Source organism: Bifidobacterium sp. JNUCC 75 (genome assembly GCF_054819865.1).
The window spans coordinates 1,613,158-1,630,896 of the sequence record NZ_JBTHIF010000001.1 but is presented as its reverse complement, the minus strand read 5'-3'; the positions used below and the strand labels follow the sequence as shown (position 1 = coordinate 1,630,896).

The 17,739-nt window shown below is 60.0% G+C and carries 14 protein-coding genes; 1 reads left to right on the top strand and 13 read right to left on the bottom strand.

Features of this window, described 5'->3' with window-relative positions; translation table 11 throughout:
* Window positions 1–80 precede the first annotated feature (80 nt).
* Entirely contained in the window at window positions 81–1,652 is a 1,572-nt protein-coding gene (locus ACVWNW_RS06610) for an MDR family MFS transporter (protein WP_454481811.1), read from the top strand.
* Window positions 1,653–1,787: 135 nt separating this feature from the next.
* On the opposite strand, the gene ACVWNW_RS06605 is transcribed toward ACVWNW_RS06610, so the two are convergent.
* From ACVWNW_RS06605 to pgi, 13 genes are all read right to left on the bottom strand, one after another.
* Complete coding sequence (locus tag ACVWNW_RS06605) at window positions 1,788–2,585, bottom strand: HNH endonuclease family protein (RefSeq protein ID WP_313840621.1); 798 nt, start codon at window positions 2,583–2,585, stop codon at window positions 1,788–1,790.
* 54 nt (window positions 2,586–2,639) lie between these two features.
* Complete coding sequence (locus tag ACVWNW_RS06600) at window positions 2,640–3,488, bottom strand: aldo/keto reductase (protein WP_313840620.1); 849 nt, start codon at window positions 3,486–3,488, stop codon at window positions 2,640–2,642.
* Between the two features lie 127 nt (window positions 3,489–3,615).
* Window positions 3,616–5,091, bottom strand: a complete 1,476-nt coding sequence (locus tag ACVWNW_RS06595; RefSeq protein WP_198230010.1) for a class C sortase — start codon at window positions 5,089–5,091, stop codon at window positions 3,616–3,618.
* Between the two features lie 169 nt (window positions 5,092–5,260).
* Window positions 5,261–6,130 (bottom strand): hypothetical protein, encoded by an 870-nt coding sequence (locus ACVWNW_RS06590; protein ID WP_110424889.1) that lies wholly within the window; start codon window positions 6,128–6,130, stop codon window positions 5,261–5,263.
* 192 nt (window positions 6,131–6,322) lie between these two features.
* Window positions 6,323–8,347: a pilin N-terminal domain-containing protein gene (locus ACVWNW_RS06585; protein ID WP_198230009.1), complete on the bottom strand. Its 2,025-nt coding sequence runs from the start codon at window positions 8,345–8,347 to the stop codon at window positions 6,323–6,325.
* Window positions 8,348–8,590: 243 nt separating this feature from the next.
* Window positions 8,591–10,105, bottom strand: coding sequence for an L-arabinose isomerase (gene araA / locus ACVWNW_RS06580; RefSeq protein ID WP_198230008.1), 1,515 nt, complete (start codon window positions 10,103–10,105; stop codon window positions 8,591–8,593).
* A gap of 28 nt (window positions 10,106–10,133) precedes the next feature.
* Complete coding sequence (locus ACVWNW_RS06575; protein WP_045923976.1) at window positions 10,134–10,826, bottom strand: L-ribulose-5-phosphate 4-epimerase; 693 nt, start codon at window positions 10,824–10,826, stop codon at window positions 10,134–10,136.
* A 64-nt stretch (window positions 10,827–10,890) separates the two neighbouring features.
* Entirely contained in the window at window positions 10,891–12,504 is a 1,614-nt protein-coding gene (locus ACVWNW_RS06570) for a xylulokinase (protein ID WP_454481806.1), read from the bottom strand.
* 102 nt (window positions 12,505–12,606) lie between these two features.
* Window positions 12,607–13,728 carry a LacI family DNA-binding transcriptional regulator gene (locus ACVWNW_RS06565; protein WP_454481804.1) on the bottom strand — a complete coding sequence of 374 codons (1,122 nt, stop codon included), beginning with the start codon at window positions 13,726–13,728 and terminating at the stop codon, window positions 12,607–12,609.
* A gap of 38 nt (window positions 13,729–13,766) precedes the next feature.
* Complete coding sequence (locus tag ACVWNW_RS06560) at window positions 13,767–14,474, bottom strand: ribonuclease HII (RefSeq protein ID WP_454481802.1); 708 nt, start codon at window positions 14,472–14,474, stop codon at window positions 13,767–13,769.
* A 7-nt stretch (window positions 14,475–14,481) separates the two neighbouring features.
* On the bottom strand, window positions 14,482–15,246 hold the full coding sequence (lepB, locus tag ACVWNW_RS06555; RefSeq protein WP_052733252.1) for a signal peptidase I: 765 nt from the start codon (window positions 15,244–15,246) through the stop codon (window positions 14,482–14,484).
* 155 nt (window positions 15,247–15,401) lie between these two features.
* The gene (gene rplS / locus ACVWNW_RS06550; protein WP_046322486.1) at window positions 15,402–15,773 is read right to left on the bottom strand and encodes a 50S ribosomal protein L19; all 372 of its coding nucleotides are present in this window, start codon (window positions 15,771–15,773) and stop codon (window positions 15,402–15,404) included.
* A gap of 221 nt (window positions 15,774–15,994) precedes the next feature.
* The gene (pgi, locus tag ACVWNW_RS06545; protein WP_454481799.1) at window positions 15,995–17,692 is read right to left on the bottom strand and encodes a glucose-6-phosphate isomerase; all 1,698 of its coding nucleotides are present in this window, start codon (window positions 17,690–17,692) and stop codon (window positions 15,995–15,997) included.
* Window positions 17,693–17,739: the final 47 nt, after the last annotated feature.

The window sequence follows — 17,739 nt, the reverse complement described above, 5'->3', positions numbered from 1 at the left end:
ATGCCCTGATTTGCTTTCTAGGACGGCACCGCGGGGAGCGGTATGCGCAGTGAGGACTAACCCAAAGGAAGTGGTGGTGCATGAGGAAGCAGGAGCTCGCCAAGCAAGGGCGGACCCTCAGCAAGGACGGAGCCTTCGTCAACGGGAGGCTCACCCATGAGGCCTTCCTTTCGCTGGCCATCCTGACCGTCATCACCTTCCTGGGCAACTTCACCCAGCTGCAGCTGGCTTCGGCCCTGCCCACCATTGTGGACGAGTTCCACATCACCCTGACCACCGGCCAGTGGCTGACCTCGGTGTTCCAGCTGGTCATGGGAGTCATGGTGCCGTTGACCGGTTTTCTGACCAAACGCTTATCCACCAGGCAGATCGTCATCACCTCCATGGCCGTCTTCACCCTGGGGTCGCTGTTGAGCTGGCAGTCGCAGACCTTCGCCCTGGTCCTGCTGGGCCGCATTCTTGAGGCCATAGGCACGGGAACCATGTGGCCCGTTCTGCAGATCACTGTCTTCTCCATCTACCCGCTGGCCAAGCGTGGCATGGCCATGGGCACCGTGGGCCTGGCCATGAGCGTGGCCCCGGCCATCGGCCCCACCTTGGGCGGCTGGCAGACCGACGCCAACGGCTGGCGTTCCATCTTCCTGACGCTGAGCATCTGCGGAGCTGTGGCTCTGCTCCTGTCCATCTTCGGCCTGCGCAACTTCGGCCAGCGCGATACCAGCGTCAAGGCGGACTTCTTCTCGGTGGCCCTGTCCATCTTCGGATTCGGTGGCCTTATGTTCGGCTTCACCAACATCGAGAACTTCCCCATCACTTCCCTCATGACCTGGCCCTTCATGCTGGTCGGCCTGATCGGGATCATCTGGTTCGTGCTTCGCCAGCTCCACCACGACAAGCCCCTGCTGGATCTGCATGTGCTGCGGATCAAGAACTTCACCGTGGGCACCATCATCGCATCCATGTCCTTCTTCGCCTTCAGCTCGGTCACCGTCATCCTGCCCATGTATATCCAGACGGATCGCGGCTTTTCAGCCACCATGAGCGGTCTGGTCATGCTTCCAGGGGCCATCGGCACCGCTATCGCCCAGTTCTTCGGCGGCCGGCTGCTGGACCGTTGGGGTGCACGACCCGTGGCTATGACCGGTTGCTCGGTCCTGCTGCTGGGCACCATCGCCATGAGCATGATCAGCGCCAATACCTGGATCGGCCTGGTCTCCATCTGCCAGTTCATCCGTCAGATCGGCATGGGCTTCACCCTGATGCCCTTGACCACCTGGTCCCTGAACAACCTGGCTCCCAAGGATGTTTCTGCGGGTTCGGCCGTCACCAACACGGCCCGCCAGATCGCCGGCGCTGTCGGAGCCCCCATCCTGGTCATCCTCATGGAGACCATCACCACCCTGCGCCACAACGCTCTGGGCGGCGGCCACTCCACCCAGATCGCAGCCAACATCTTCGGCGTGCAGTGGGCCCTGCGCATTTCAGCACTGATCTGCCTGGGCATGGTCCTGCTGGTCTACTTCGGCGTACGTGGAAACGGTGCCGGCTCCGGCCGTCAGATGACCCGCATGCTCCTGCGCCACATGCACATCATTCACACCGACGCTCCCGCCGTCACTGCCTCCACCGCCGACTCCAAAACCCAGGACTGATCACCGGAGAATCTTCCTCCGGCACCTGCTGGATCTGGGTGGATTCATCGCAAGCTGCAAGATAGGCAGGCTGGCAATGATACGAGGCGTCAATTGAAAATGCCAGTTGTCAGTCAGCCTTCCACAGGCCAGCGCTCAGCGGTCCGGCGGGAGAGGCTGGCCTGGGCAGGTATGCAGAACGGCCAGCATGGCCTGCTTTTCCGAGCTGGTGACGCTCAGTGAATACTTGTCCTTGACCGCTATCTGACGGGCCACATAGGAGCACTGGTACCCCTTGTTCTCGGGCAACCAGTAGTCGGCCGAGGCACTCCCCTTGGCCTGGTTGGCCGGGCCGTCCACGGCAAGCAGATTGTAGGGATCGTTGCCAAAACGGTAGCGACGGGCCGTGTCCCACTTGCTGGCTCCTGACCGCCAGGCATTCTCCAGGGCGACCACGTGGTCAATCTGCACGGCCGAACTGGTCTTCGGGCCTCTGACAAATTCGATGGTCCGCCCGGTATAGGGATCCTGTAGACGACCGCTGGCCACCTTGCACCCGCCGGGAGTAGTGGTACGCAGGTCAGTCAGGTCGCGGGTCAGCACATCCTCGCGCACATTGCAGCCGTTGCCGTCCTCATCGGTCTCCTTGAAGCCGAAGGCCTCACGCCGATACTGGCGGCCTGGGCGGGCGTGATCGTCCACTATCAGGCCCTGCAGGGTCTGGGCCGCATCGCCGGTTGCCGTATATCGGCCGGTCAGCCGTCCGACCCCGCCATTGACCCTTGGCAATATCAGGCCGATGGTGATGCCCAGGACCACAGCCACTATCAGAAGGATCAGCACCCGTTCCGTGAGCGATTCGCGACGGAAGCGGGCCGGGGCGGGATTCCTCCATGCCGAACCATACCGGCTGCGGCCTCGATACCGATATCTTCTGCGTCTCGGACCGGTCATCTACCGCCGATACCTCCTATCTAGACTGCATGCATGAATCATCCATAATAGCGGTCAGGCGTAGGCGTAGGTCATCGGGTCGTGTCCTGCACGCACCGGGGAGTCCATGGCATCGATGGCGGCGTGCTCTTCCGAGGTCAGGCTGAAGCCGAACAGATCCAGGTTCTCCGCCTGTCTTTCCCGGTGGACAGACTTGGGAATGATGATGGTCCTGTTTTCGATATGCCAGCGCAGTACCACCTGAGCCGGCGTGACCCCGTGGGCCTGTGCGATTTTCTCCAGCCTTCCGCCTCCTGCTGTCAGGTCTGCGCCGCGCGCCAATGGCGAGTAGGCCTGGACGGCGATGCCGTGCTCCTTGCAGAAGGCCGTCACTGTGCGCTGCTGCCAGCTGGGGTGCAGCTCAATCTGATCCACCGCTGGGTACTCCCCGGTCTCTCGATGCAACCGTTCCAGATGCTCTGGGAGGAAGTTGCAGACCCCCAGGGTCCGCACCCGCCCTTCATCGCGCAACCGATGGAAAGCGCGCCAAACCTGATCAGCCCGCCAATCGAACGGTGTTGGCCAGTGGATCATGTACATATCGACATAGTCAGTGCCCAGCAGGGCCAGCTGGCGGTCGAAGGCCTGCAGAGCGCTGTCATAGCCCTGTTCGGAGTCACGCAACTTGGTGGTCAGCCACAGGTTGGCACGCTCAGGACCACTCTGGCAACCGAAGGCCTTGAGGCCACGGCCCACGCCTCCTTCGTTGCGGTAGCCCGCTGCCGTATCGATGTGACGATACCCCAGTTCCAAGGCAGATTGCACTACTCCAGCGGTTTGATCATCGTCGATTCTGAGCACGCCCAGGCCTACCTGCGGAATGCGATTGCCGTCAGACAATAAGATGTCAGGAACTGCTGTCATGGTCCAAACCTTCCCAGACGCGGCCCAGCAGTCTACCGGGCCATGCTCGATCCATTCTAGAGCCGGGCAAAAGCCCGGTTACAACAGAACAGACCCTGTGGTCAAACCTGTCCGCACATGCACAGGCCTAGAATTTGGTGATACCGAAGAAGTAGATCAGATGGGTATCGAACCAGTGGTAGCCAAGGTCGAATACGGGCAGGAAGCCGATTCTCATCATCATCCCGACCGAACCCCAGGCGAAGAAGAGGCCGAGCACAGCCAGCAACCACATGAGAACGCTGCAGATTCGCCGTGTTTTAATCAACCGGCGACGGCGGGTGGCTTCGGATCGGGTCTCCTGCTCATGGCTGACCATGATTGTGGCCAGCGGCTCGCCCATGGTCCCAGGTCCTGCCGCCCGAGATTCCAGATGTTCCATCTGCTCCAGGTCGTGACGGCAGTTGCGCCGGCTGCGTGAGAGCAGGTACCAGCCCACCAGGCAGGCTGCAAACAGAGCCAGGAACACCCAGACCATGTAAATGGGCGCACCCTCAGGTTGGGTAGGAGGCACGTCATCGCCGATATAGTGCCCTCGCACAATCAGACGATGCGAGTTGACGCCATAGGGGTAGCAGGTCAGAAGGGTCACATAGTTGGAATTCTGGACTGGCTGCAGTGCGCTGACATCGGTAGGCGAAATGACTTTTATCTGGTCTACCTTATAGCTCAAATGCCGTTTGAGCACTCGTATCTGGAAGACGTCTCCCTTGCGCAACTGGGTCAGGTTATCGAAAAGCATGTAGCCGACTTCGCCCGTGTGCCCGGTGATGACGGAGTGGATGGTTCGGTTGTCGGTAGGCACATGGGTTGTAGCAATGTGCCCTGTGCCGTCCTTAAGCACCTGGTCGCTGGTGCCGTGCCGCACAGGCAGCTTGACGTTGATCTTGGGAATCTCCACATAGGCCATCATGCCCTTGCCGTCTACATTGAGGGTTTTGTAGTAACGACCCAGTGGCTCCTTGACTTCCTTGTACTTGAAGGGGTCCCTCAGCGTGGGCTTGCCCAACTCCTCGTCATACTTCTTGGCATCGCGCCACATGGCTCTGCGCTGTGCTGGCGAGAGGGCATCCACGATCTGATCGTAGTTATCCACCGCAGTGGCATCCTCGGAGTAGTTCACATAGGCGGCCAACAGCGGGTAGAGGAAGATTCCCAGACCAATCAGAAAGGCCAAAGTCTCCAGGAGCCCGAATCCTCGGCCGGACTTGGCTGTCCTTCGATCCTTCTTGGCCTGTTTGGATGCTGTTACGGCAATCTGCCCAGCATTGACTTGCTCATCTACTGCTTTGCGATTATTTCCTGAAACGACGATTATCGGGGCCAATGATTTAGCTTGGCCCGAAACGAGCACCGGATCTGCTATTGCATCTGAACCATTCGGGTCTGAAGCACCGCGATCCTTGGGAGCTTTCAAGGGCGGATAGGAAGGCGGCAGTTCAGAACTAGGAGCAAAGGTAGGCGGCATATCCGCTTGATCAGCAGGAATGGACACATAAGCAACATCACTGTTGCCGGGGGCATGAGCTGGGCTCATAGTAACCGAGTCAATATTATGATCCATCTACAGCCTTCCTCATGCTGCATTTCGCATATTCCGGTTAATAGCTATATATAGCTTTTGACATACAAAGACCGGCGGCACCTGTATGATGCTGCCGGTCTTTTATACACCCTCACAGATGCCGCTGATATCCTGTGATGACATCAAACCGACATGTCTGTGAGAATACCTAGCGCTGATCCTTGTTCCAGGAGCGCGCGACGACTGCCAAGTAAAGGCCCATCGCGGCCAAAACCAGGAGCAGAATACCAGGCGCTACCATAGATACGCCAGTAGCGGCCAGCTTTCGTGGACCTGATCTTACGACAGGAACAGTCTTGGCTCCATTCCCACTTTGATCTCCATTCGGAAACGCATTCTGAGGCACGTCAACGAGCTTAGGACTAATGGTTACCTCGTAAAGCGGATGGACTTCACCTTGCTCCCGGTAGAGCGGCAACTGCACAACTACAGGATCTACCTTCACTTTTTCGCTCTTTGGTGGCGCTACTAAAGTAACCAGCCAATATGAGGCATTGAAGTAGTCCCCGTCAAAAACAGCTGGGCTTCCTCCTGTCAGTGTGGACGCTTCTAGATCAAGATGGGCTCCAGTGAGCCAGACTCCCTGAGATTTTGCTTCTGATGCGTTGGTGATGGTGCCGTCTTGATCAGAAACACCGTAGTATTCGGCTGGTTGTTTCTTATCCTTGAAAGCATCTGGGTTGGCTGCCACCTCGCTACTGATAGCCGCTTGAGCCTTATCAGCCCCAGGGTTATGGTCAAGTGCCTGCACCCGGCTTTTCAGAGTACTGGCATCCAGCCTAAGGGCGCGAAAGACATACCCTGCTCCAGCCGATACAGGAGCACTCGGCAGGATGTCGTTCTGACCGCCTTGACCCGAATGTCCTCTCTTGAGTTGCACCGTCAGTGTCGGGTTGACCGTCGCCGCCTCTGCCGCCGGCGTCATATCGAAAGCAGTCAGACCTAAACAGGCCAAGACCACAATCAGACAGGGCAGGACCCGGCGGGTGAGGCATTTCGGCAAGGCAATTCCCTTCATAAACCTTCCCTTCCAAGGCCGCCTTTCGACGACGTGGTTGCGTCAGATCCGCTGGCCTAAAAAACCTGACCAACGGCCCCGACATGTACGAACCATCTAGAATCCGACGGTCCGTATGAAAATGGCGGACGATTCTCGGAGGAACCGTCCGCCATCAGGTCACCTCACATAACTTCTAATGTGACCGCATCATCAGGCCCGGGCGGCGTTGTTGCGCCGACTACGAGCGTACAGAGCCCCACCCATGAGCAGGGCGCCAACAACCAGCAGAAGCAGGATGCCGCGACCACCAGTCAGAGGCAGTGCCAGAGGCGAATCAGAAGAATCCGTTGCATAATGCATCAGGTACTTTTGAATGTCAGAATTGTTGAACTGAATCTTCTGAGTGACCTTTGAAGCTGGTGCATCAAAGTTTCCAAAGCTCAACTGAGAATAGTCAGGTTCAATCGTGGCGTGAGGACCATACTTCTGTACAATATCGTCTACTGTCTCATTTTTGTGATTATCATAAGAAACCTGCTTGAACGGGAAACCAGGACTGCGCCAATCTTTAGGAGTCTTAGTCTCAACTACCCGCCAATTGATGCCTTCCTTGACGGTGTCGGTAGCAGCCTTGTTCTGCGTAGTTGTATCAGAACCAAAGATAGGCAGACCGGCAAAGACTACCAGACCTTTCTTATTAGCCGTAGCCTCAAAAAGCGTGACACCTGTTGGCAAATCAGCTCCCGCGCTATAGAACTGTCCATCAGTTGCCAGGTACTTGTCCTGATCAGTGGCGTCCACCAGGCGATACTGAGTATCCGGAAGGGCGGCATAACCGTCCTTTTCGCTCTTAATTGAACCAAAAACAAGAACCGCATTGACGACGTTCGTGTGCTCATGAATCGGGTCAGTAGCTTTGCCGTCTGAAGTTGTGTTCTCTGTAAAGTCAGAAGACGCATCGTTTGCTACACCATCAGTACCGGTCGAATCACCCTTGCCAGTAACGGTGGCAGTGTAGGTGATATCAAGCTGCATAACCGTTGCCGGAACTTTCTGCAGCTGAGGAATGATACCGCTCGTTGCAGACCCGCCAAAGAAGTCAAACTGGTAGTAGCTGACGTTATCTGGATTGTCCGGGAACATATTCGGGGAATCTTCGGTCTTCAGGATTCTTTCTGGATTCGCGGTAGGAGTGGAGAGAGTATAATCCGTATCCTTTGTCAAGTCTATTGAACCAGGCGTATTATTCTTAGTATTATTTTTGTAATTCACCTTCACAGTGAAATCGTTATTGGCGCTCAATGAGCTGGACATACGATCGACGATACGAAGATCGCCATTCGCGCCCTTCAACTCGTGCGTATCGAGCTTTCCATCCGGCGTGCCCCGATTGTCTTTATTAGGCTCATTGTAAATCGTCTGCGACAGCTTGTACGAGATCTTATCTCCTGCTTTCGCATAACGAGTGGACTTCGCCTTACCAGTCGTCGAGTCTGTGACTCCTTGAACTGTCTTGGCGAAAGCCGTGTTGTGCCTGTTCTTGGGGAAGAGGTGGAGGTTATAGATGTATCCAGTAGTGCTGTTAGCATCACTTCCAGTGGTTGCGTAGGGCAAGCTAAAGAAAGCGTTTGTTGAAACAGTATACTTAGTCATGTCGAGCTTATTCGGGCCTTCAGTGAAAGCAGGTGAACCCGCCTGGTCTTCCTTCATAACGAAGTAGTGGCCAGCACCTTTGGGGAACTGCAACTTGGTCGTCGTAGGAACTCCGGTATTATCCCCCTTGTACCACTGGTTGATGACACCTTGTCCGTCTGTATCTGCGACGTATAACGGGGTGTCAGGTTTTTGCGTCCAAGACTCCTCGTCAGAGGCAACTATATCGCCCATCTGCTTATTTTCGCCTTTTGGCACAACCTCATAGACGCGGAACCTAATACCCTTAGCCGGGACTAGATCTTTGTCGTCCTTAAAATTATTGGCATCATTAGCAGATCCAGTTGAAGCGTACCCATCAACCAGTGAGAAGTACTTGGTAACTGTCAGAGTTGGCTGGACGCTGTCATCCAAAACGCCAGGTCTGAAGTTATCATCTGTGCTGAATCCATATTGGTCGTCAGCAGCTGAAGCTTGGGTGGCTGGCAGAACGACCATGCCCGCCAGGAGCGTCGCTCCGGCGACCGCCAAGCCTAAAAGCTTAGGGAGCCTTATCCCTTCATTATCTCGTTGCATGTGCATGCACGCTTTCCCTTCTGTATTAATAGGCACAGGATGGCCAGGCACATCTTCGCCTCCCCAACCGATCACTTCCCCGACTCAGGGGGGTGGGCTTTATGTCAACTTTGGGACATGCCACTGTTCCCATTGCCTAATCATCACTGTACCGACAAAATTGTGACAACGCAAACCGACAAGCCGAATATGTAAAGGCCCCGCCACATGTGCAGTGGCGGGGCCTTGCTATCTTCCTGGAACAGGCGCTCAGTGCCGGTTATCCAACCGATGGTAGAGCTCGGCTGCACGCAGGTCGGCCTCGAAACGCCGAGGTTCAGTGTTCTCGTCGATGATGGCGAGTTCCACACCAGCCATGCGCGCGAAGTCCTCCCAGGCCTCACGGCCCACGGTGGTGGTCATGCAGGTATGGTGGGCTGCGCCGGCACGCAGCCAGCACTCAGCCGAGACCTTGAGCGAGGGCCGGGGCTTCCAGAGCGCACGTGCCACAGGCAGCTTGGCCAGGGACCCGCCGGGCTCGACCACATCCACCACATTCATGACCAGGCGGAAGCGTTCGCGCACATCCGCCAGGGAGACGACCACAGCATCGGTGCAAGGCGTAGCCGTGAAGACCAGGCGCACGGGATCCTCCCTGTCGCCGATAGACAGGGGATGGATCTCCAGGCGGGGCCGTCCCTCGGTCAACAGCGTGGGCGAGACCTCCAGCATGTGGGCGCCCATGATCTCCTCATGGCCGGGCACGAAGTTGTATGAGTAGTCCTCCATGAGCGAGCAGCCACCCTTGAGCCCGTAGCCCATGACGTTGCCGATCCGGATCAGAACCGAGGTCTTCCAGTCGCCCTCTGCCGAGAATCCGTACCCGTCGGCCATCAGCCGCTGGGCCCCCACGCCGGGAAGCTGACGCAGGCCTCCCAGATCCTGGAAGTTGTCCACGGCAGCGGTGGCACCCACCTCTTCCATCATGGCACGCATGCCGAGCTCTTCGCGGGCGGCCACCACCAGGGAGTCGTACCGGGAGTCCAGGAGTTCGGGAGCCACATCATAGCTGCGCTTGTAGTCCTCGATCAGATCCTTGACCTGGTCGTCGGTGACGGCGTTGACATGGTCCACCAGCTCGTTGACCGGCCAGGTGTTGACGGAGACGCCGAAGACCCGCTCGGCCTCGGTCTTGTCGCCCTCAGTGACGGCGACGTCACGCATGTTGTCGCCCCAGCGGCAGACCTTCATGTTGTTGGCGGCGTCCCAGCCGGCGCAGGCGCGAGCCCAGACGCCGATCTTGTCGGCAACCTCGGGATCGGTGTAGTGGCCGACCACAATCTTGCGCGGGATTCCCAGCCTGGTCAGAATGTAGCCGAACTCACGGTCGCCGTGGGCCGATTGGTTCAGATTCATGAAGTCCATATCAATGGTGTCCCAGGGGATCTCCACATGATGCTGGGTGTTCAGCTGCAGGAGCGGCTTGCGCAGCTTCTCCAGACCTCTGATCCACATCTTGGCCGGGCTGAAGGTGTGCATCCAGGCCACCACGCCGATGCAGGCCGGGTTCGACGAGGCATCGACCATGAAGTTCAGGATGGAATCCGAGTCCTTCAGAGTGGGCTTCAGAACCAGCTTGACCGGGATCCGCCCAGAGTCGTTGAGGGACTTGGCGATGTCCGCCGCCTGGACGCCCACTTGACGCAGGGTCTCCTCACCATAGAGGTCCTGCGAACCAACGGCGAACCAAAGCTCCTTGCCCTCGAAGGGATTTTTCATGCTCATACTTGCTCCTTTGCTTGTGTTTTCCGGCTCAGTGCTGGCCGTAGACGTGCTGGTACCGGTCGTTGAGCTTGGCTATGTCGGCCGGATCGATGGGCTTGGGCGTGCCGATCTGCTCAGCCGCCCAGACCGTGTGGGCCACCTCTTCGGTCATGGCCGCCGCCTTGACAGCAGCCTCGGCATCGGCTCCCACGGTGAAGGGCCCATGGTTGCGCATGAGCACAGCCGGGCAGCCCGGATGATCCTTGAGGGTGTCGACCACGCCCTTGCCGATGGCCTCGGAGCCGATCAGCTCAAAGGGACCGACCGGCACGGGACCGCCGAACTCGTCACCCATCATGGTCAGCACGCAGGGAATGTCCCTGCCGGTGGCCGCCCAGGCGGTGGCATAGGTGGAATGGGTGTGGACCACGCCATAGACCTCGGGCATATGTCGGTAGATATAAGCGTGGGATAGCGTGTCCGAGGAGGGGGCCTCAGCGCCATCAACCACATTGCCATCCAGATCGGTGACCACCATGGAGCCCGGGGTCAGGTGCTCATAGCGCACCCCCGAGGGTTTGATGACCATCAAATCGGCAGAGCGCAGCCGCTGCGAGACGTTGCCCGCCGTCCAGACCACCAGATTCCACCTGGTCAGCTGCGCATGCAGGGTGGCCACCTGCTCGCGCACCAGTTTCACCTCGTCGCGCACCTCGGGCGAATAATCAGCCAAGGACACCATCAGCAACTCCTTTTCCCGGCCCGATCACGCTGATCCGGCCGCTTGACGTTTTCAGCTCCCGGCCTCATCCCTGCAGGGGGATGGTCTTCACGGCCGCCTGCTCGATGGGCAGGCCCTTGGTGAAGCGGTCGAAGAAGGCTCTGAAGCCCTTCACATCAGCCGGGTCCGGCTGCTCTGTTGTGGACTGGACTCCTGCAAAGACATTGGCATCCAGGTAGTCGGCCAGGGTCTGGTCGGCATGACCCAGGTAGTCGGCCAGAACGGCCATGCCCCAGGCGCCCCCCTCCACAGCGGTGGACATGACCTTGATGGGGGCGTTGAAGGCGGCGGCCAGGATCCGCTGGGCCACCTTGGGGGTGGCGAAGATGCCGCCGTGCCCGACCATGGTGTCCACCTGGACATGCTCCTGGCGGGTCATCACATCCATGCCGATGGTGACCGGCGAGAAGGCCGAGAAGAGCTGGGCGCGCATGAAGTTGGCCAGGGTCATCCGTCCCTCGGGGCCGCGGGCAAAGACGGGCCGTCCCTCCTCCAGGCCAGCCAGGAACTCCCCGGAATAGAAGCAGTAGTTGATCAGCCCGCCGGCATCCTTGTCTCCCAGAAGGGCCTGGTTGAACAGGGTGGCGTAGAGCGCATCCCCCTTGAGATCCAGACCGGCGGCCTTGGCGAATTCCCCGAACAGCCCCACCCAGGCGTTCAGGTCCGAGGTGAAGTTGTTGGCATGGCTCATGCCGGCTGGATCCCCAGCTGGTGTGGTGACCGGATCCACCTCTGGATGGAAATCACGCAGGGGATGTTCCAGGACCACCATGGCGAAGATGGATGTGCCCGCAGACACGTTGCCGGTGCGGGGACGAACCGCGTTGGTCGCCACCATGCCGGTTCCCGCGTCGCCCTCGGGCGGGGCCATGGGTACGCCGGGCTGCAGCTGACCACTGGGATCAAGTAGGGCGGCCCCTTCTGCGGTCAACGCGCCCGCATCGCTGCCGGCGGTCAATGGCTCAGGCAGCAGGTCGTGGATGTCCCAGGGCTGGGCCTGGACCTGGGGCAGTCGGGAGAAGATGTCCAGCAGGCCCTGGTCGAACTCCTTGCGGGAAGAGTCGATGGGAAACATGCCCGAGGCATCGCCGATGCCGATGACCTTGCGGCCGGAGAGCCTCCAGTGCATGTAGCCGGCCAAGGTGGTGATATAGGCCACCTTGGGCACATGCTCTTCGCCGTTCAAAATGGCCTGGTAAAGGTGGGCAATGGACCAGCGCTCAGGGATGTTGATCTTGAAGGCCTGCGAAAGCTCCTCGTGGGCCTGGCGGGTGTTGGTGTTGCGCCAGGTGCGGAAGGGCACCAGCAGCCGACCATCCTTGTCGAAGGCCAGGTAGCCGTGCATCATGGCCGAAATTCCCATGGCGCCTATCTTGGTCATCGTCACCCCGTACTGGCGGCGGACATCCTCGGCCATGGCCGCATAGGCCGCCTGCAGACCCTGATGGATCTGGTCCATGGAGTAGGTCCAGAGGCCGTCCTCCAGCCGGTTCTCCCACTCGACGTCCCCTGTGGCCAGCGTCCGGTAGTCATGGTCGATCAGCACAGCCTTGATGCGGGTGGAGCCGAATTCGATGCCCAGACTGGTCGCGCCCTCCTGTAATTCGCTAACGATGACGCCTTGTTCGCCAAGAACCATGTCCGCTCCTTTGCCTGATATGTTAACGCTCACATAGTCTGGTTACCATTGTATCTGAGACCAGAGCATCAGGCAAGCCCGCCGGATGCGGGCCGACAGTAGTCAGAGGCGCTTGACGGCGTAGCCCAGGGACCGACGCTGAATCACATCCGCCTGGATCAGCCCCACCCCATGATGGGTGACCGGGAAGTCCACCGGCTGCCCCTGGTGAAGCAGGGCCAGGACCTGCCGCATGGTGGCCACCCCCAGATCCTCAAAGCGGGGGCGGACCGTGGCCAGCGGCGGAAACATGTTGTCTACCGTGGGAACGTCGTCAAAGCCCACCAGACTGATGTCACTGGGAATACGAATGCCATGCTCCTGCAGGGACCGGGCCACGCCCACGGCCTGGTTGTCGTTGGCGGTAACCACGGCTGAGGGCATGGAGTTGCCGCTCATGCCACGCTGATCGATCAGATGGTTCATCAGCGTGTAGGACTCCCCTGCCTCCCAGCTGCGGGCGTGGACCACGGCCGTTCGTATGCGGCAGCGGGCGCAGGCCACCTTCCAGGAGGCCAGCCGAGTGGCGGCATCCCGCCACTGAGAGGGGCCGGCCATATACAGCACTCGCCGATGGCCCCGGGAGACCAGCAGCCGGGCCAGACGCTGCACAGCGCCCCACTGGTCGATTCCGGTCAGAGCTATCCGGCCGTCGCCCCGCCGGTGGCTCAGGGCTTCTTCGACGCTGGTGATGCCGTGCGTGGAGGTGACGATGACCCGGGGCTGGCTGACCTCTACCTGGCAGGCAGCCTGGAACATGGTGTCGGTGGGCGTCAGAAAGATGAAGGCATCCACATTCTGCTCCAGGAAGGTGCCGCAGAGCTCCTGGAATCCGGCAAGCGTGCAGGTTGACTCGTCCACCATCATGACCGACATGAACAGGCCATGGGAACGGGCCACGGTCTCAATGGCTGTGATCGATGAGACAGGTCCAAAGAGACTGACACCGCCAGCCACCAGTCCGATGGTTCGGCTGCGGCTGGATGCCAGTGCCCGCGCAGAGTTGCTGGGTCGGTAGCCCAGCTTTCTGATGGCCTGCTGCACCTTGACCCTGGTTGCCGGCGAGACGTCCTTGGAATTGTTGATGACCCTGGACACAGTCTGGTGGGAGACACCGGCCAGCCGGGCAACCTCGAACATGGAGGGGCGCTTGGACCGTGACCTGCCGCCGCTGCCTGCGGGCATGTGACCTTCTTCCGATAGCCGTTTCGACCGTTCCGATATTAGCCCCTGCCGGGACCGGATGAAGGCAAATGCCAGCTGACCCGATGCAGACGGCTGGGCCCCAGACGCCGAATGGCCTCCAGGTGTGCTGGCGACCCATAGCCCTTGTTGTGCTCCCACTGGTAGGGTGCCAAGGCGGGATCGGAGGCGGCCAGCCGAACCATGAGCTGGTCACGGGTGACCTTGGCTATGACCGCTGCGCAGGCCACACTGGCACAGTGGGCGTCCCCCTTGACCTGGGTGGACACCTTGGGCAGAACCGGGATGTCGGGGGCGTCAAAGCTGTCGGCGGCCGGGGTGATGTAGTCATGGGGGCCGTCAAGGATGGCAGCCAGGCGGCAGTCAGGCCCCAGGTCCATCCCATGCTCCAATTCGGCCAGCGCACGCAGGGCGGCGATGCCTAGGGCGTGAACGATGCCCCACTGGTCGATCTCATGGTTGGAGCAGGCCCCCACCGCCCAGCCGGCAGCCCAGTCCTCCAGATCACGGTACATGGCCAGCCGACGCGCAGGGGTCAGCATCTTGGAATCCGCCACCCCGTCAGGGACCTTCAAATAGGGCAGGTCAGCGGACCTGACCGCCACCACGCCGACCATGGCCGGACCCGCCAAGGCTCCCCGGCCGACCTCGTCCAGGCCCAGCACATACTCAGCTCCCTGGTCAGCCAAGGCAGCCTCGGTGGCCAGGGTTGGCAGAATCCGCCTCACAACCGGTTCAGTCCTGCGTCGGGTCAGGCACAGCGTCAAAAACCTTGTGCTGGTTATTCAGCAACTTCCAGCTGCCCACCGGGTAATAGGTCAGCAATGCAGTGCCTTTGATGTTGTCTATGGGAACCAGGCCATTGTGGCCGTCGTCCTTGTGCAGGCGGGAATCTGCGGAGTTGGAGCGATTGTCGCCCATGACGAAGACATGCCCAGGGTCGACCTTGATTTTGAAGGGGAAGGAACTTGGCTCTACTCCCGGGCGCAGGTAGGAGCTCTCGTCCAGGGCTACGCCGTTGACGGTGACCGGGGCGCCATGACCCTTGCAGGCCACCGTGTCGCCGGGCATGCCAATCAGGCGTTTGACCAGGTGATTGCCACGGAAGCTGGGCGAGGATTCATCACCGAGCCAGTCAGCAGGGTCAGTAAAAACCACCACATCCCCACGGCGGGGGGCCACCATGGATCTGGTCAGCCGATGAGTGGTCAGGATTCTGTCCCCGATGCCCAAGGTGTTCTCCATGGAGCCGGAAGGGATGATGTAGTTGCAGATCAAAAATATGCGCAGGATGGAGACCACTACCAGCAGGACAACCAGCTCGAACAAGAACTCGGGCAGAAAGCCACGCTCGCCAAGACGTGGGTGGCTGCCCCTGGCAGAGCCGCGTCCACCAGGGTGGCCGTGGGCATGACGGGGTGGCACCGGGGCTGATGTGGCCTGCCTACCGTCCGGGTACCAGAGTCCTGACGGGGTCGTTTCCTCATCCCGAAAGGCCATATTCACTCCTTGTCATCCGCAGAAAACCACACACTAACTAACAGAATAGGTCCCGCATGCCTCATAGCGTACACACCCAAGCATGAAAAAACCCGGGAGAACTGCATCCCGGGTGTTTACGGCCAAGGTCTGGGCTGAATCGCCCCGGCAAAATCCTACTTGTCGGACTCAGCCTTGTTGTCGCGCCGCTCGACAATACGGGCGGCCTTGCCGTGCAGCCCACGCAGGTAGTAAAGCTTGGCACGGCGGACACGGCCGTGGCGCAGCACCTTGATGGAGTCAATCTGCGGGGAGTGCAGAGGGAAGCGACGCTCGACGCCCACGCCGAAGCTGACCTTGCGCACCAGAATGGTCTCGCGCACACCGGAGCCCTGACGGGCGATCACCACGCCCGTGAAAGCCTGGATACGGGAGTTGTTGCCCTCGGTGATGTTGACGTTGACCTCGACGGTATCGCCGGGACGGAAGTCGGGGATCTGCTCCGCAGGCTTCATATGGCTGGCGTCAAATTCCTGAATCGCGTTCATGCTGTTCCTCCATGGCCGCCGCACGTCGACCCATGTCATGGACCGCAATCCACAAGGAAGCGATCCTGAACGGAACCCGACGGTCTGCCGTCGGGGGTGCCGATCCGCCGGAACATCCGGCTGGACCTGAAAGGAAGGGAGCCCATGCGGCAGCTGCCCTTCCGGCAAACAACTGTCCAATAATATACCACGAGCCGGACCTGCAAGGGCCCGGCCGGGTATCAGCGGCGATGGGCCCTGTAGAAGGCGATCAGAGACCTGGTGGACTGATCCTGCTCGGCCAGCGCCTGGTCGTCCCGGGAGATGGCCGGAGTGATCTCGCGGGCCAGCTTCTTGCCCAGCTCAACTCCCCACTGGTCGAAGGAATCAATGCCCCAGACGGTGCCCTCGGTCAGTGTGATGTGCTCGTAGAGGGCAATCAGCTCGCCCAGGGCTGCCGGGGTCAGCGCATCGCCGAAAATGGAGGTGGTGGGCCTGTTGCCGGTGAAGACCCTGGCCGGGACGATGGCCTCGGGAGTGCCCTCGGCGCGGACCTCATCAGCAGTCTTGCCGAAGGCCAATGCCTTGGTCTGGGCCAGGAAGTTGGCCAGGAAGAGCTCGTGCACGTCCTGGTCGCCGTCCTTGGCCGGGTTGGGGGTGTTGGCGAAGGCGATGAAATCGGCAGGAATCAGACGGGTGCCCTGGTGAATCAGCTGGTAGAAGGCATGCTGGCCGTTGGTGCCGGGCTCCCCCCAGAAGATCTCTCCGGTCAGGCTGGTCACCGGTGTGCCGTCCCAGCGCACGGACTTGCCGTTGGATTCCATGGTCAGCTGCTGCAGATAGGCCGGGAAGCGGTGCAGATACTGGTCATAGGGCAGAACGGCGTGCGAGTGTGCTCCGAAGAAGTTGACATACCATACGTTGAGCAGACCCATCAGGGCCACTACGTTCCTATCCAGAGGGGTGGCGCGGAAGTAGCGGTCAACGGTGTTGAACCCCTTGAGGAACTCCTCGAAGCGCTCGGGGCCGATGGTGATGGCCAGGGAGGTGCCCACTGCGGAATCCACCGAGTACCGGCCGCCGACCCAGTTCCAGAAGCCGAAGACGTTGTCCGGATCGATGCCGAAGTCGCGCACCTTGTCCAGGGCCGTCGAGACGGCGATGAAGTGCCGACGGATGGCCTCGGCCGAGAGGTCCTGGCCGTCCTTGGACAGCAGGCCACGTTCCCCAAGGCTCTTCAGGAGCCAGGTGCGGGCCTGGCGGGCGTTGGTCAGGGTCTCCAGGGTGGTGAAAGTCTTGGAGACGATGATGAAGAGCGTGGTTTCCGGATCCAGATCGCATGTCTTCTCGGCCAGGTCGTTGGGATCGATGTTGGAGATGTAGCGGGCGCTGATGCCGGCATCGGCATAGGGCTTCAGAGCCTCGTAGGCCATGACCGGGCCCAGATCGGAGCCGCCGATGCCGATGTTGACCACGGTGGTGATCCGCTTGCCGGTCAGACCAGTCCAGCTGCCCGAGCGGACCTGGTCGGCAAAGGCATAGATGCGATTGAGGGTGTCGCGGACATCGCCCACCACATCCTGCCCGTCCACGATCAGTCGGCCACGGTCCTCCTCGGGACGGCGCAGGGCTGTGTGCAGAACGGCCCTGTCCTCGGTGTTGTTGATGTGCTCGCCGTTGAACATGGCCTCGATCCGCTCCTCAAGGCCGACCTCGCGGCCCAGCTGGGCCAGCAGGGAAAGGGTCTCGGGCTGAATCAGGTTCTTGGACAGATCGATATAGAGATCGCCCAGCTCGAAGCTGAGCTTTTCGGTGCGCTGCGGGTCCTTGGCGAACCATGCGCGCAGATCGATCCCCTGGCGCTGCATGTCGTCGAAGTGCTGGTGCAAGGCCGCCCAGGCCTTGGTGCTGGTAGCGTCCACTGGAGGATTGATGGCCATGGTTGTTCGGGTCCTTTCATGAGGTGATGCCCGGTCTGCCGAGCACC